This window comes from Corynebacterium axilliensis, assembly GCF_046097495.1.
Lineage (GTDB): Bacteria > Actinomycetota > Actinomycetes > Mycobacteriales > Mycobacteriaceae > Corynebacterium.
Map to the genome: position 1 here is coordinate 1,213,105 of NZ_CP175768.1, position 13,168 is coordinate 1,226,272.

The 13,168-nt window shown below is 63.4% G+C and carries 13 protein-coding genes; 4 read left to right on the forward strand and 9 right to left on the reverse strand.

What is annotated here, in order from left to right:
* Positions 1-33: 33 nt before the first annotated feature.
* The 4 genes from efeB to lepA all read right to left on the reverse strand — a co-directional run bounded on the left by efeB (position 34) and on the right by lepA (position 6,440).
* Positions 34-1,278, reverse strand: a complete 1,245-nt coding sequence (efeB, locus tag ACKFR8_RS05945) for an iron uptake transporter deferrochelatase/peroxidase subunit (RefSeq protein ID WP_408930887.1) — start codon at positions 1,276-1,278, stop codon at positions 34-36.
* Complete coding sequence (locus ACKFR8_RS05950) at positions 1,278-2,411, reverse strand: EfeM/EfeO family lipoprotein (RefSeq protein WP_408930888.1); 1,134 nt, start codon at positions 2,409-2,411, stop codon at positions 1,278-1,280. The genes efeB and ACKFR8_RS05950 overlap by 1 nt, the downstream gene beginning before the upstream one ends.
* A 12-nt stretch (positions 2,412-2,423) precedes the next feature.
* Complete coding sequence (locus ACKFR8_RS05955) at positions 2,424-4,352, reverse strand: alkaline phosphatase family protein (RefSeq protein WP_408930889.1); 1,929 nt, start codon at positions 4,350-4,352, stop codon at positions 2,424-2,426.
* Positions 4,353-4,592: 240 nt separating this feature from the next.
* Positions 4,593-6,440 (reverse strand): translation elongation factor 4, encoded by a 1,848-nt coding sequence (gene lepA, locus ACKFR8_RS05960; RefSeq protein ID WP_408930890.1) that lies wholly within the window; start codon positions 6,438-6,440, stop codon positions 4,593-4,595.
* 18 nt (positions 6,441-6,458) lie between these two features.
* Here lepA and ACKFR8_RS05965 point away from each other — a divergent pair, with 18 nt between their 5' ends.
* The 4 genes from ACKFR8_RS05965 to ACKFR8_RS05980 all read left to right on the forward strand — a co-directional run bounded on the left by ACKFR8_RS05965 (position 6,459) and on the right by ACKFR8_RS05980 (position 9,340).
* A complete protein-coding gene (locus ACKFR8_RS05965) occupies positions 6,459-6,980 on the forward strand; it encodes a type II toxin-antitoxin system PemK/MazF family toxin (protein WP_296133905.1) in 522 nt (173 codons plus the stop codon).
* A 121-nt stretch (positions 6,981-7,101) separates the two neighbouring features.
* Positions 7,102-7,365: a 30S ribosomal protein S20 gene (gene rpsT, locus ACKFR8_RS05970; RefSeq protein ID WP_296133907.1), complete on the forward strand. Its 264-nt coding sequence runs from the start codon at positions 7,102-7,104 to the stop codon at positions 7,363-7,365.
* The gene (locus tag ACKFR8_RS05975) at positions 7,366-8,175 is read left to right on the forward strand and encodes a DNA adenine methylase (protein WP_408930891.1); all 810 of its coding nucleotides are present in this window, start codon (positions 7,366-7,368) and stop codon (positions 8,173-8,175) included.
* Positions 8,168-9,340, forward strand: coding sequence for a type II restriction enzyme (locus ACKFR8_RS05980; protein WP_408930892.1), 1,173 nt, complete (start codon positions 8,168-8,170; stop codon positions 9,338-9,340). The genes ACKFR8_RS05975 and ACKFR8_RS05980 overlap by 8 nt, the downstream gene beginning before the upstream one ends.
* Here the strand turns inward: ACKFR8_RS05980 and ACKFR8_RS05985 are convergent.
* Genes ACKFR8_RS05985 through ACKFR8_RS06005 form a run of 5 tightly spaced genes read right to left on the reverse strand, consistent with a single transcriptional unit; the run spans position 9,337 to position 13,115 of the window.
* On the reverse strand, positions 9,337-9,942 hold the full coding sequence (locus ACKFR8_RS05985; protein ID WP_408930893.1) for a LysE family translocator: 606 nt from the start codon (positions 9,940-9,942) through the stop codon (positions 9,337-9,339). The genes ACKFR8_RS05980 and ACKFR8_RS05985 overlap by 4 nt on opposite strands.
* On the reverse strand, positions 9,939-10,307 hold the full coding sequence (locus ACKFR8_RS05990) for an ankyrin repeat domain-containing protein (protein ID WP_296133914.1): 369 nt from the start codon (positions 10,305-10,307) through the stop codon (positions 9,939-9,941). The genes ACKFR8_RS05985 and ACKFR8_RS05990 overlap by 4 nt, the downstream gene beginning before the upstream one ends.
* Positions 10,308-10,318: 11 nt before the next feature.
* Entirely contained in the window at positions 10,319-11,266 is a 948-nt protein-coding gene (gene holA / locus ACKFR8_RS05995) for a DNA polymerase III subunit delta (RefSeq protein ID WP_296133915.1), read from the reverse strand.
* Entirely contained in the window at positions 11,263-12,522 is a 1,260-nt protein-coding gene (locus tag ACKFR8_RS06000) for a ComEC/Rec2 family competence protein (protein ID WP_296133917.1), read from the reverse strand. The genes holA and ACKFR8_RS06000 overlap by 4 nt, the downstream gene beginning before the upstream one ends.
* Positions 12,519-13,115 (reverse strand): helix-hairpin-helix domain-containing protein, encoded by a 597-nt coding sequence (locus tag ACKFR8_RS06005; RefSeq protein WP_408930894.1) that lies wholly within the window; start codon positions 13,113-13,115, stop codon positions 12,519-12,521. The genes ACKFR8_RS06000 and ACKFR8_RS06005 overlap by 4 nt, the downstream gene beginning before the upstream one ends.
* Positions 13,116-13,168: the final 53 nt, after the last annotated feature.

Sequence of the window (13,168 nt, forward strand, 5' to 3'; positions counted from 1 at the left end):
CAAGCCCTAATGGCACGCAACGCACGGACTAGGTTAGGCGGTGAGAAGTGCGCGTCCGAAGAAATCCGACTCATCGCGCACACCTGGCAACGCATAGAAATAGCCACCGCCATAAGGACGGATGTAGTCCGCGAGCGGCTCGCCCTCAAGGCGCTTTTGCACGGTGATGAACTGGCGATCCAGATCCTGTTGGAAGCAGATAAACACCAAACCTACATCGAGGGTGCCATTATCGCGCACGCCGTTGTCGTAGTTGTACGCGCGGCGCAGCATAAGCTGATCCGCGGTCTCCGGAGTGCGCGGGTTAGCCAAACGGATATGGGCATCGGTAGGAATGACGTCTCCGTGATCGTCCAGGTAGCTTGGTTCCGCCCATTCATCGCCGCCCGAGAGCGGCCCGCCAGTGGCACGGTCACGCCCGAAAATCTGCTCCTGTTCCGCAATGGAAATACGATCCCAGAACTCCGTGTACATCGCAATAAGGCGCACCACCATGTAGCTTCCTCCCGCGGCCCACGCGGGCTCATCGGTACCGGCCCACACTAGGGTGTCGTTCTCCTCTTCTTTCGGGTTCACTATTCCATCCTTGAAACCCAAATGGTTACGTTGCGTGCCGGACGGGCGGGGCTCGTTCATGTATCCAGACTGGCGCCAGCGCACCGCGACGTCGCCGCGTGTGTGGCGCAAGATATCGCGCAGCGCGTGCAGAACGGTGTCGTGCTGGTTGGCGCAAATCTGGATGGCGAGGTCACCATGACAGAGTTTTTCTTGAAGCGAGTCGTCGGCAAAAGCTTCCATCGTGGATAGGTGCGCAGGTTTGTGCGAGCTGAGGCCGAAACGGTCATCAAAAAGAGACTCGCCCACCGCCACGGTAATGGACAGGTTGTCCGTAGGCAGGTCAGTTCCCAGCTCACCGGAATCATTCGCCGGGTAAGCAATACCATCGGGCGGGGTCTGGCCGCCAGTAGTGAGGAAGCGAGCGCGATCCGTTATGGTGCGCAGAAGGGTCTCCAAACGCGACACATCTGCGAATTGGATATCAAGAGCAATAACCTCACAAAACTTCTGTGGCGCCGTCACAATGCCCTCTTGGTGCTCGCCGTGAAAGGCGGCAACTTCCTCAAGGTCCTTACTCCTACCATTGTCCGGATTCGTCATCGGCTTGGAAGAACCGAAGAAGCTCGATTGCGCATTCGCCGTTGGTACGGCGACCGCCGCGGTACTCGCGGCGAGTCCCGAAAGAAAAGAGCGACGAGAGAAGTGAAACGGGCAGGTCATTAATCCATCCTTCGGACAACAGTCATGGTAGCTACCGGAGCGAGCAACTCGTTGGCGCTCGCAACCGCAGCTTGCAGGCGCAAACGATCCTTCTGGGACCACTCAGCAAAGGCAACGTCATACTTCGCATCGAATTCAGCGGCCAAAGCATCAAGTTCTTCAAGTTGGGCGTAAATCGGCGCCGTATCTAGCCCGCGGCCTTCCACCAGCGCACGTACTGGGTCGAGCATGAAACGAGTGGAGAGGACATTGGCGCGCAATGCCACTGGTAGCGCGTGGGCGCCGTAATCACGCTCGCCGCGCATATCGAATCGCTCAAATTCTTCCATCACCTCGTGGGTGCGCAGGCCATAATCGGGAGCTGGCACTGTAAAGTGCGTCTTTTCAAGGGTCTCAACTTTGGCGTGAACGGCGGCCACAAGGGCGTCGGCAAGCGTAGGCGTGAGGTCGGCGTCGGAGAAGAGCTGCTTTTCGACGCCCCCATACTCAACATCCTCTCCCGGCCACAGACCCGAATAGTTGTCAAAGGTGCGAAAGAACTCGTAGAACTCGAGATAGGCGGCCTGTGCATCGGTACGATTACCGGAATGCACAGCCTTACCCAAGGCATCAGCTTTGCTAGCAAGTTCGGGAAGGCGCTTCTTTTGTTGCGTTGCCTGTTCAATGGCGACCGCGGAAATCTCGCGATCCGTAATAGGCACCATCTTCGGAGCGTTCGTAAAGGTGGAGCCAGACACTGTGAAGCTATTCGACTTAATGGCGGAGTCGTTATGGAACACGCACGTCAGGTGGTACGTACCGTTCTGAAGCTTGGGGGTCCAGGCGCGCTGAGCAGGGCTGCCAACGCGCTCGAGGACCTGGTAGGCGTTACCCGCATCATCTGCAACGTAGACGGTGAGGGCAAGGCCGGTGGTGTTGAAGACCTTCCACTCCGCCTGTCCCTGAACGTCGTCCGGAGTCGGACAGTGGTACACGTCGCGCACATTGAGCTGCGGCTCCGGTTTCTCAGCAGACACCTTAGGGGGCGCATCGGAACGCGAAGAGCTGAGCCCGAAGGAGCTTTGAGCATCGGCGGTGGGGGTGGCGATGAGCATGACGGCAAGCGCCGCAGTGGTGATATGGAGGGTCTTCATGGGTTTGTCAGATTAGAACGGTAGCTTGATGCCGAGCTTGTCTAGGTCCAGGCCGGGGTGGCCGTTGATGAACCAACCAACGACACCGGCGGCAGCAGCGGCAAGCACGGCGAGGATGGCGAAGACGCCACCCTTGGAAGACTCGGAAGACTTGTCCTTCTTATCTTCGTCCTTCTTGTCATCGGAAGGCTTGGTCCCAGACTGCAGCTTGGTGATTTCCGGAACGCCGTTTTCGGTCACCTTCGGATCATTCATGCCCTCGACGACCGGCTTGAGGTTGGTGCCAGCGCGAGGGGTGACATCGACGTGTTCGATCGAGGCATAGTCCTTTGCCACCGTGCCGTCGGTCTCGTTGAGGAAAAGCTTTGGAGCTTTCTCACCGTTGAAGTCAAACATGTTGTTCAGCTCGCCGGCGCGTTCATCGAAGGCGATGCCACCCAAGCGGCCCAGTCCGAAGTTGTCCTGGATAAACTTGGTGACGGAGGTCTGCTCGGTGTAGGTCGAATCAACGAAGTTGGTCTTGGCATACGGGGAAACCACGATAAGCGGCTGGCGGGTACCCGGACCGCACTGACCATGCTTGTCACCGGCAACGCCGACCTTAGCAGCAGCCGCAGTGCAAATCTCGGAGTCTTGGTGTGGGTCATTGGAGCCGTTGAGGATCTCTGGTGCCTGGTGGTCGTACCAACCATCGGAATCATCGTAGGCAATAATCACAGCGGTGGAGTCCCACTCCGGGGAGTTCTGCAGCTCGTTGATGTAGTGGGTAATAAAAGCCTGTTCATCGAGCGGGTTGGAGTAGCTTGCGTGACCATCCTGGAAGTTCGACGCCTTAAGGTAGGACACAGCCGGCAGGTTGCCCTGCTTGAGGGCGGTGTCGAAATCCTTTAGATCGTACTGGTGGTTAGCCCGGTCCGTCTTGCCGATCATGTCATCGCTCGACGGCGCAAGGTGGTGGGGATTCGCCGTCGATGCATAGTACTGGAACGGCTGGTGGTGCGGGTTGTAGTCCGTCTGAGGATTACCGGTCAGCGTGGTGTGAGACGAGCCGCAGCGAGCACGGGAGGTATCGGTGGCCTCTTCAGTAGGACGGAAACCACCCTGGAACCAGCCCCACGTGACGTCCTTTTCGTTGAGCTGGTCGCCGATGTTCTTGGAGTGCATCGCGGTGACTTGGTTGGTGCCAGCGGAGGAACTGTTGGAGCAGTCATCGTACAGCGGATCCGGGTCTCCCACCACGGTGGCGGTCTTTCCGTCTTCCGAAACACCGGCCAAAGCGTGGTTCTCGCCATCTTTGATGGTCTGCTGCTCACCCGTGGCCGGGTCATGCATCGTGGCACCAGCAACGGTTCCTGCAATAAGGTTCAGCGCGCCCGGCGTAGATGGACCGAAAATAGTGGAGAACGAATTATCGTTCATGGCGAAGTTCTGCGCATAGTTCCACATGCCGGTAACGGTGTTGCCATCGTAGTAGCCCATGGTCAGGCCGGTGGTGCCGTAGGACTGCGGGTCATACTTGTCATTGTCTACAGACACAGTCTCAGAGAACTTGTCCATCTTTCCGCCATTGTAGGCCTTCTGCTCATCGGCGTAGTGGTGGTTCTGATCCGCAGTCACAGCCTGCTCCGGGGTGAGACGGAAAGGCTTAGTAGAGTTCGGGTTCTTATCTCCGAGCAGGTCATTGTTCTCCAAGTTGTTGACCTTCGGGGTGCCTTCCTTGGCCTCAAATTTCGGGGCATCCTTTTCACTGCTCTGCAGCTTCTCGCCGTCTTTATTGAGGGCATTAGGGTACGTTGCGAAGTAGTGATCGAAGGAAATATTCTCCGAGTAAATGACCACGACGTGCTCGATGGGGGTCGCGGGGGCAGCTAGGGCCGGGACGGTGGACGTGGTTGCAGCAACTGCGGCGCACAGGGCCACAGCACGAGAGCGAAGTTTCATGGAAGATTCCAACCTTAGATGAGACTCTTAGGAACAATGAGGTTGAAAGTGGCTGTGGCTCGCCAAATGAGTCATCGGTCGCTTTCATTCACAGCGGATTTAACGCCTACTGTGGCGTTTCCGCAACAAAAGAAAAAGGGCATTCCCGGAAAGAGAATGCCCTGAAAGGGCTGTATAGACCACCAATTTACCGTTCAGCGGACACGACAGCAGTTCATGTACAATTCATAGTAACTTTTCCTAATCGCTATCCGTGGACAGCGCCGCCACGAAGGCCTCCTGCGGCACCGACACGGAGCCGATGGACTTCATGCGCTTCTTACCGGCCTTCTGCTTCTCCAGCAGCTTGCGCTTACGGGAGATATCGCCGCCGTAGCACTTGGCCAACACGTCCTTGCGCATGGCGCGGATGTTCTCGCGGGCGATGATCTTCGAGCCGATGGCCGCCTGCACGGGAACCTCGAACTGCTGGCGCGGGATGATCTCCTTGAGCTTCTTCGTCATCTTGTTGCCGTACCACTGGGCGGAATCGCGGTGGACGATGGCAGAGAACGCATCCACCGGGTCACCGTTGAGCAGAATGTCCACCTTCACTAGGTCCGCCAGCTGCTCGCCGGCCTCCTCGTAGTTGAGGGAGGCGTAACCCTTGGTGCGGGACTTGAGCATATCGAAGAAGTCAAAGATGATTTCACCCAGCGGCATGGTGTAGCGCAGCTCCACGCGGTCCTCGGAGAGGTAGTCCATGCCGCCCATCTGGCCACGCTTGGACTGGCACAGCTCCATCGTCGGGCCGACGAACTCCTCCGGCACGATGATGGTCATCTTCACAATTGGCTCGTGGACCTCGTTCAGCTTGCCCGCCGGCCAATCCGACGGGTTGTGCACCAAGGACTCCTCGCCGTCTTCTGCCACCACGCGGTAGGTCACCGACGGGGCGGTGGAAATCAGGTCCAGGCCGAACTCGCGCTCCAAGCGGTCGCGCGTAATTTCCATGTGCAGCAGGCCCAAGAATCCGCAGCGGAAGCCGAAGCCAAGGGCGACGGAGGTTTCGGGCTCGAAGGTGAGGGAGGCGTCGTTAAGCTGCAGCTTCTCCAGCGCGTCACGGAGATCCGGGAAATCCGCCTGGGAGATGGGGAACAAACCGGAGTAGACCATGGGGTTGGGGTCGGCGTAGCCCTTGAGGGGTTCGCTCGCGCCATTCGACGCCCATGTAATCGTGTCGCCCACCTTGGTCTCACGCACGTTCTTCACACCCGTGATGAGGTAGCCCACCTCGCCCGGGCCCAAGCCCTTGCACTTTTGCATGGTGGGGCTGACAATGCCGACCTCCAGCAGCTCGTGGTTGGTGCCCGTGGCCATCATCGTGACCTTCTGGCGCGGGGTGAGCTTGCCGTCCATCATGCGGATGTAGGTCACCACGCCGCGGTAGGTGTCGTAGACCGAGTCGAAGACCATGGCGCGGGCAGGCGCGTCCTCGCCGAACTCCGAGGTCGGCGGCGGGACGAGCTCGGCCACCTTGTCCAGCAGCTCGGCCACGCCCTCGCCGGTCTTGCCGGACACGCGCAGTACCTCCTCCGGCTCGCAGCCGATGATGTTGGCGATCTCCAGGGAGTACTTCTCCGGGTCCGCCGCCGGCAGGTCGATCTTGTTGAGGACCGGGATAATCTCCAGGTCGTTCTCCATGGCCAGGTAGAGGTTGGCCAAGGTCTGGGCTTCGATGCCCTGGGCGGCGTCGACAAGCAAGATGGCGCCCTCACACGCCTCGAGCGCGCGCGAGACCTCGTAGGTGAAGTCCACGTGACCGGGGGTATCGATCATCTGCATGACGATCTCCTCCCCCGCGAACTCGCCGGAGCGCGGAATCCAGGGCAGGCGCACGTTCTGCGCCTTGATGGTGATGCCGCGCTCGCGCTCGATATCCATGTTGTCCAGGTATTGGTCGCGCATATCGCGCTCCTCCACCACCTGCGACAACTGCAGGATGCGGTCAGCCAGCGTCGACTTGCCGTGGTCGATGTGGGCGATAATGCAAAAGTTTCGAATCTGGGAGGGATCCGTAAACGTAGTGGCCGCAAAGTTTGAAGACATGAGTTTAGAATAGACGACATGTTTAGCTTGGCCCGCATTCTAGGCTTCGGACGCCCGGAGCCTGTCGACGTCGGCCTAGAGCACATCACCGGACGACTGGGCATGAACCAGAACGACACCGCCACGGAACCCCGCAAAGCCGCCGATATCCGCGTCGAATCCGCCGCCGCCCACCCGCGCAGCGTCTTCTTCACCCCGGACATGGACGGCCAAGCAGACTCCGGCGAGGTGGTGTGGGTCTGGGCGCCGTCCGACGGCAAACAGTCCCCGCCGCGCGAGCGCGCCATCCTCATCGTCTCCCGCACCCGCACCACCGTGCTGGGCCTGCTCATCTCTGCCAACCCGGGGCATGCCCACAAGGAGGAATGGCTGGACATCGGCACCGGCGAGTGGGACGAGACGGGCCGGCAGTGCTGGGTGCGCATGGACCGCGTGCTGGAGATCTCCGAGGAGCAGTGCCGCCGCCAGGGCACGCTGTTCCCGGAGCGCCGCTTCGAGCGCGTGGCTAACCGGCTGCGCTCGCGCTACCACTGGGCGTGATTTGGGAATTCGGCGTTTGGCCTGCTAAATTTTTGTGGATGCCGGGGCATGCTGGCGGTCAGGACCTTGGGTCCGCCTTCCTCGGTTACACCGATTCCTACGATTGCAAGAGGTATTTCTAATGGCAAACATCAAGTCCAAGCAGAAGCGCATCCTGACCAACGAGAAGGCTCGCCAGCGCAACAAGGCTGTGCGTTCCGCAGTGCGCACCGAGATCCGTAAGTTCCGCGCCGCCGTCGCCGAGGGCGACAAGGCTGCTGCCGAGAAGCAGCTGCGCGTGGCCTCCCGTGCGCTGGACAAGTCCGTGTCCAAGGGCGTGTTCCACCGCAACAACGCGGCCAACAAGAAGTCCGGCATGGCCAACGCCTTCAACAAGATGGCCTAAATGAAACCGCTCCTGAAGTGGGTGGGCGGCAAGCGCCAGTTGCTTCCCGCTATCCACTCCATGCTGCCCGAAAGCTACGACACGTACGTCGAGCCTTTTCTGGGCGGCGGGGCGGTTCTTTTTTCTTTGGCGCCTGAGCGCGCCCGGGTCAATGACCTCAACACCGAGCTCATTACCGTCTATGAAGTAGTCCGCGATGACGTGGACGAGCTCATTGAGCTGCTTCGGGGGTATCCGAACGAGTCGGATTTTTTCTATTCCATGCGCGCACTGGACCGCTCGCCGGAATTTGCGCACTTAAGCCGCGTGGAACGCGCCGCGCGCACCATTTATCTCAACAAGACGTGCTACAACGGCCTCTACCGCGTCAACAACGCCGGCCAGTTCAACGCACCGTTCGGCCGCTACGCCAACCCCACCATCTGCGACGAGCCCAACCTGCGGGAGGTCTCCGAGTACCTAGACTCCCACGACGTGGCCTTTAGCAACGGCGATTACGCCGCGCTGGAGGCGAACGAGGGGGACTTCGTCTACTTCGATCCGCCCTACGATCCGGTCAACCCCACCAGCAACTTCACCGGCTACCAGTCCGGCGGCTTCGGCCGCGCGGAGCAGATTCGGCTCAAGGAGACCTGCGATGCGCTCGATGCGCGCGGCGTGAAGTTCCTGCTGTCAAACTCGGCGACGGATTTCATCACCGAGCTCTACGCCGACTACCGCGTGGAGACCGTTAAGGCCACGCGCGCGGTGAACTCGGTGGCGTCGAAGCGCGGCAAGGTCAACGAAGTCCTCGTGCGCAACTATGCTTAACGACGACGCTTGGGACCGCGTCCTCCCCCACCTCGAGACCGAGCTGGCCACCTTCGGGTACGCGGTGCTGGAAGCGTCCACACTCAAGCGACTGTCCGGGCGCGAGCCGCGCCTTATGGCCAAGCACGACTTTTCTGCGGCTCGCCCGCAGGTTTTTCGGCAGCGCGGGTTGTCCATGCTGCCACTTCGCCGGGACGCCTACCTCATCGGCGAGTTCGACCTCTACGAGCGCTTCCCGGACGAGGCGGGGCCGCTGACATCGGTGCCGGTGCCGCGGCATATTTGCTCGATTGATTTTGAGCAGGTGACGTCGGAAAGCATGGCGTTGACTGTGGCGCACTTAAGCGGCATGCTCGAGGACTTTATCGGCTCCCACCTGGTGCCCACGGTCAGCGGCCGCATGTCCACGCAGCGGCTACCTATCCGGGTCGGCGGCCGCGACGTCGTGGTGGACCGCGCGCAGATGGAAATCGACGCCGGCTACGAGTCCGCCGAGCACCTGGTGCTGGTGGAGGCCAAGAACCGCCTGAGCCCCGACTTCAACATCCGCCAGCTCTACTTCCCCTTCCGCCGTTTCTCCCGGGCGCTGGACAAGGAGGTGGTGCCCGTCTACCTGGTGTATTCCAACGGCGTGTTCCACTTCTACCGCTACGCGTTCCCGGACCCGGCGGATTTTCGCAGCATCCAGCTAGTCGCCACCGCACGCTACGTCCTCGGCAGCACCGCGCTCACCCCGGCGGCGGTGCGCGACATCCTGGCGCACACGCAGGCGGCGGCCCCGGGCGTGCCCTTTCCGCAGGCCGATTCCTTCGCCCGCGTCATCAGTCTGTTGGAGAACCCGGTGGCCAAGGCGGAGATGCCAGAGACCTTCGGCTTCACCCCGCGCCAGGCGGACTATTACACCAACGCCGCACGCTACCTGGGGCTTAATCGCCTCGACGGCACCCGCGACGAGCGCAACCTCACGCTGGTGGAAGCGCTGGCCTCCCGGCCGGTGTTCCGGGAGATGGTGAAGCTAGTCGTGGACGCTGGCCGGCCCATCACCAAGGAGGAGGCCGAGTCGCTCATGCACACGGCCGGCTTGGGTTTGGGTGAGAGCACGCTGCGGCGCCGCGCGTCCACTGTAGCGGCGTGGTCGCACTGGCTGGCCGAAAGGCTGGGCTAGAGGCCAGCCCACACCAGGGCGCAGCCGGCGGCGATGAAGAAGACACCGGAGCCGATGTCGATCCACGGGCCCGCGGCCAGCAGGCGGCGACGCACCGCGGGGGTGGAAATCACCGTGGAGAGGAACACGAAAAGCAGGTAGGTGGACAGGCCCATGCTCAGCACCAGGGCCACCGACAGCCACAGCGGCGGATGCGGCGGCAGCAGCGGGGCGACGAGCGCGGCCAGAAAGAGCACGATCTTCGGGTTGGACAGGTTGGTCATCAACCCAGTGCGGAACACCTTGCGCGTGGAGCCGAGGCGTGCCGCGGCCTCCTCGAGGTCCTCCGGCGGGTGCTTGCGCTGCTCCAGCCCGCTGCGGATGGACAGCACGCCCATAAAGACAAGGAAGCAGCCGCCCAGGACCTGGATGAGGGACATCACCTGCGGGAAGACGGTGAGCGAGCACCAGAACAGCACGCCTACCAGAACGCCGGTGGCCGCCGCGATGGCGTGGCGGCGCGAGCGCGTGGCATAGCGGGTCACCAGGATGATGTCGGGGCCCGGCGCGGCCGCGCCCACCAGGTTCATCAGGATCAGGGCCGCGAACGCGGACACGCTCATGACAGGCGCTCGAGGAGGTCCTCGCGGCCGAACATGCGGGCCGAATCCAGCGCGTTGGGCTGGCCGGCATGCGCGTCGGCGCCGGCGTTCAGGAGGGCGTCGACCACCGCGTCTTCCTTCTTGAAGATGGCCCCGGCCAGCGGGGACTGGCCGCGGTCGTTGAGCAGGTTGACGTCGGCCCCTGCGGCAGCCAGCTGGCTCACGAGCTCGGCGTGGCCGTGGTAGGCGGCGAGCATGATAAAGGACTGGCCGTCCTGGTTCACCATGTCCACGTTGACGCCTTGGGCAATGTAGTCCAAGAGCGTGGCGTCGCCGGCGCGGGCGAGGTCGAAGAGCTTCGTAGCAAAGTCGCGGATCTCATCCATGGTGGGATAGTTTAGCGCGCCAGTTCCGCCACCCGACGCACAGCAGCCTCTACCGCGAATTCCTCGTCGCCACCTTGGCCTTTGACCGCGCCGTCGAGCTCCGCCATGAGGATGACGGCCTTGGTGAGGTTGTCTCCCGACCAGCGGCGCGCCACCGGCTGGGTGAGCTTGACCGCGTACGGCGCCATGCCCGCCTGCGCGGCCAGGGAGTACTGGTCCCCGCGCGCGCTGTAGAGCCGGGCGATGTTGCCCACCTTGTTCGCCAGCGCCGAGGCGATGGCCACGGGGCTCGCCCCCAGCTGCAGGGCGCGGCGGCACGTGGAGACCGCCGCCTCAACCTTGCCGGCCACCGCCGCGTCCGCGATGTCCCAGTTGGCCACCTCCGCCACGCCCACGTAGTACTGGTGCACGGCCTCCCGGGTGACGTTGCCGCCGGTGTCGAAGACGAGCTGCGAGATGGCGGAGGCGAGCTCGCGGAGGTCGGAACCGACGCCGTCGAGAAGCGCCTGCACCACGTCCGGGGTCGGCCGCACGCCGTGGGAGGCGAACTCGCGCGTGGCCCACGGGGCAAGCTCGTTGGAATACAGCGAAAAGACCTCGTGGACCTGGGCGGTCTTGCGCAGCGCGGCGATGAGCTCCGGCGGCTTCTTCTTTTTCTTCAGCGTCTTCGCCGTCACGGAGTACAGCAGCACCAGGGTGATACCGGGCATGGGGCTCACGCAGGCGTCGAGCAGAATGCGCGTGACCTCTTTGCCGGCCTTCTCCACGTCACTGATGACGATGCAGCGCTCGTCCCCAAACAGGCTGGGGCTGGTGGCCTCCAGGATTTCGCCCTCGCTGACCTCGGAGGCCTTGAGCTTGGTGACCTCGCCGTGTTGGATGGAGAGGCGGGCGCGCTCGGCCAAAAACTCGTCATCGCCGAGGATGAGGTGCACGGGGGCTGAAGACATGCCTGTCATCTTAGCAACGCCGCTACGACCCACCCGCCGAATAGCAGCACGGCCACGGGCCCGGCCTCCACCGTGGTAATCGGCATGGCAGCAGCCACCCCGTGGATCCAGTCCGCCAGCGGCTCGATGAGTAGTACGAGCGGGCGGCCCCAGCCCACCTGCGCGAGTGCTGCGGCGACAAGGCCCACCACCGTGATCACGGGGACGACGGGGGCGACGAGCACGTTGGCCACGACGGATACGACGGAGATGCGCCCGGTCATCAGGGCGATGAGCGGCATGGTGACGATGTCCGCGGCGATGGCCACCGCCACCGCCCGCGCCAGGATGCCGGTTCCCAACGCGCGCAGCAGCAGCGGCATGAGTGCGACGATGCCGGCGGTGGCCGCCACGGAGAGGGCGAAGCCGTAGTTGACGGCCAGGTCGCTGTCCAGGGCGAGCAGCGCTAGGACCCCGAGGCTGAGCGCGTGGAGCGGTTCCATCCTGGAGGAGTTGAGCACCGCCAGCAGCCCCACCGCACCGGCCACGGTGGCGCGCTGCACGGAGGGCTCCCACCCCACCAGGGAGACGTATAACGCCAACGCGCTTGCCGACGCCACCACCCGCGCCCGCGGCCCCCGCACCAGCAGCGCCGCCACGGTGCACACAATCGCCACGTTGGATCCCGACACCGCACTCAGATGCGACAGACCCGTATCCACGTAGAGCTGCTTGTCCTCTGGGCTTTGCAGGCTGGTATCCCCCAGCACCATGCCGGGGATGAGGCCGTTATCGCAGATGGCGCGGAACCTTTCTGCCACCCCGGCCGTCCAGCTGTGGGAGTGGGCCACGAGCTCCCCGCTGAAGACGGTATCCCCCACCCCGGGACGGTCCGCGGGCCCGGGGCGCCCGGTGACGGTGACGAGCGAACCGGCGAAGGCCTCCGGACGCTCGGTGAGGAAGACCGGCAGCTGCGCCGGGTATCCCGGCACGCTCAGGCGCACCATCCACCCGGAGGCGGTCTGGGTGGGATCCGCGGTGAGGCGGCCGGTGACCTCGGCGCCGAAGTGGAAGCGCTCGGCGCGCTGGGAGCGCACCGCGGCCAGCGTGGCGAAGAGCGCTGCGCTGGCGGCACAGAGGACGGCCTGCCCGCGGTGGCCTGCTCGCAGAAACGACCAGCTCACCACGACGACCAGGCCCGCCACGAGCCACGGGTGCCCCAGCAAAACCGCCAGGGTGGCAGCCCACGCCACCGCCGCGGCGGGCACCAGCCGCAGCTCCCTCACGGCCGGACCGAGTCCTTGAGCTTTTCGAACTTAGCCGGGCCAATCCCGGAGACGTCCATGAGCTGCTCTACCGAGGTGAACGCGCCGGCCTCCTCGCGGTGGGCGATAATCGCCGCCGCCGTCGCCGGCCCGATGCCCGGGAGCGCAGTGAGTTCCTCGGCCGTGGCGCTGCTCAGGGAGACCGTCTCGTCGGCAGGCGCCCCGCCGGGCTCTTCAGGGGCGCCGACGGTGAGCTGTTCGCCGTCGTTAAGCTTCTGCGCCAGGTTGAGCCCGTCTGTGGGCACCTTGGGCCGCGCCTGCTCCAGGGCGTCGTTGACGCGCGCGCCGGGTGCTAGCGTGACCAGCCCCGGGTTCTCCACCTCCCCCACTACCGCGACCACAATGTCCGCCGGCGCCTCGCTGCTCACGGCCTCGACCTCGTAGGGGTTGGGCGTACTCGTCCCGCCCAGCCACACCAGTAGGCCCGCGCCCGCGAGCCCCACCACCACGAGCGCTAGCCAGGGCGGGATTCCGCACACGCGGGCGCGGGTAGTCGACGGTGAGCAGGTCTTCCTCACCGGTGGGGCGGGCAAGGTCACGGAGGCGGTCAGCAATGGCGTTCATGCCCGCGACGCTACGCACGGCACCCACCGGCCGCGACACACAC

Bases quoted from the DNA above. Each gene is read 5' to 3' on its own strand.
- efeB (WP_408930887.1), bottom strand. From the start codon at position 1,278: ATGACCTGCCCGTTTCACTTCTCTCGTCGCTCTTTTCTTTCGGGACTC.
- ACKFR8_RS05950 (WP_408930888.1), bottom strand. From the start codon at position 2,411: ATGAAGACCCTCCATATCACCACTGCGGCGCTTGCCGTCATGCTCATC.
- ACKFR8_RS05955 (WP_408930889.1), bottom strand. From the start codon at position 4,352: ATGAAACTTCGCTCTCGTGCTGTGGCCCTGTGCGCCGCAGTTGCTGCA.
- lepA (WP_408930890.1), bottom strand. From the start codon at position 6,440: ATGTCTTCAAACTTTGCGGCCACTACGTTTACGGATCCCTCCCAGATT.
- ACKFR8_RS05965 (WP_296133905.1), top strand. From the start codon at position 6,459: ATGTTTAGCTTGGCCCGCATTCTAGGCTTCGGACGCCCGGAGCCTGTC.
- rpsT (WP_296133907.1), top strand. From the start codon at position 7,102: ATGGCAAACATCAAGTCCAAGCAGAAGCGCATCCTGACCAACGAGAAG.
- ACKFR8_RS05975 (WP_408930891.1), top strand. From the start codon at position 7,366: ATGAAACCGCTCCTGAAGTGGGTGGGCGGCAAGCGCCAGTTGCTTCCC.
- ACKFR8_RS05980 (WP_408930892.1), top strand. From the start codon at position 8,168: ATGCTTAACGACGACGCTTGGGACCGCGTCCTCCCCCACCTCGAGACC.
- ACKFR8_RS05985 (WP_408930893.1), bottom strand. From the start codon at position 9,942: ATGAGCGTGTCCGCGTTCGCGGCCCTGATCCTGATGAACCTGGTGGGC.
- ACKFR8_RS05990 (WP_296133914.1), bottom strand. From the start codon at position 10,307: ATGGATGAGATCCGCGACTTTGCTACGAAGCTCTTCGACCTCGCCCGC.
- holA (WP_296133915.1), bottom strand. From the start codon at position 11,266: ATGACAGGCATGTCTTCAGCCCCCGTGCACCTCATCCTCGGCGATGAC.